The 1,118-nt window shown below is 58.4% G+C and carries 3 protein-coding genes; all 3 read left to right on the forward strand.

Annotated features, from left to right (window positions below; all coding sequences use genetic code 11):
* On the forward strand, positions 1-242 hold a 242-nt coding region (locus tag C5P05_RS34215), incomplete at its 5' end, for a hypothetical protein (protein ID WP_232834279.1).
* A gap of 11 nt (positions 243-253) precedes the next feature.
* Positions 254-523, forward strand: a complete 270-nt coding sequence (locus tag C5P05_RS00585) for a hypothetical protein (protein WP_114967994.1) — start codon at positions 254-256, stop codon at positions 521-523.
* 103 nt (positions 524-626) lie between these two features.
* A complete protein-coding gene (locus C5P05_RS33960) occupies positions 627-971 on the forward strand; it encodes a hypothetical protein (protein ID WP_198674570.1) in 345 nt (114 codons plus the stop codon).
* The last annotated feature ends 147 nt before the right edge of the window (positions 972-1,118 follow it).

Below are 1,118 nucleotides of genomic sequence, written 5' to 3' on the forward strand. Positions count from 1 at the left end.
CAATTGATCAGTGTTGCCCCGAGCCGATGGAAGATGTAAGTCGGGGCCAGAATGCGAAGCTACAGCAAGAAGTGGCAACTCTTACCGCCTTAAAAAGCCACCCTAACCCGGTGGCTTTTTTCATTCTTGAGTGGAAGAACTACCACCCACACCCCGGTAAGGTTTGTCAGCAGCCGCAACCCCGTCAACACTCAAGCCTTCCCGATACGGCGAGGGATTGCCGCCAGCCACGGAACAATTGAAGGACTCTCACATGAAACGTAGCTTTCTGGCCCTCGCGCTCCTGGCCTGCGCATCCCTCGCCGTCGCCTGTTATGACGCGGTGGCCGGCCCCGTCATTGCCGCCTACCGAGCGGTGAAGGGCTTCGCGCTCGATGCCTTCAAGCTGGCTGGCGCCGAAGGTTGGGATGGCTTCGCGAAGCTCGATACCCCGCGCGTGCAGGCAAAGGCCTTTGTCCAGCGGCTGGAGAAACGTGAACGCCACGTGGTGACAAACTCGTGGCGAATGTGCCCGTCCATTTGACGCTCACTTGATCGCCTGAAAAGCCCGCCCGAACAAGCGGGCTTTTTTCATGCTTGCTGGCTAAGGTTTGGCAATCCCCTTACGAATTCTCACAATCGCGGGCATGGACAACCCCACCAACCCAACACGGGCGCTTGTTGACGAAGCGCATCACGCTGACAACCAGCGCAGATTCTCAGCCATTGAGGGACGTCTTGAAGAAGGCGACTCCGCCATGCAGCAACTTCGGGCCGATCTGCAAGAGAATACGGCCGCCACCATCCGCATTGACTCGTCCACCTCCGACATGGTTGAGTTTTTCCAGAGCATGAAAGGCGCGTTCAAGGTGCTGAACTGGATTGGCGCCCTGGCCCGCCCCATCGGCGCCATCGTGCTGTTATGCACATCACTCTGGGGTGCCTGGACGCTCTGGAAAACAGGAGTGCCACCCACTCCACCCCACAAATGATTAACCCCTACACGCTAGCAATGTGGTGGCACTGGGCCGTCTACTGGACGCCAGATAAACCGAAGGTCGACCATGGCAAGCCTTAAACAACGCATTGCCGTGGGTGCTTTGAGCCTGAGCATGGCGGGCTTCGTCGCCCTGGCAACG

This window comes from Rhodoferax ferrireducens (assembly GCF_003347515.1).
Taxonomy (GTDB): domain Bacteria; phylum Pseudomonadota; class Gammaproteobacteria; order Burkholderiales; family Burkholderiaceae_C; genus Rhodoferax.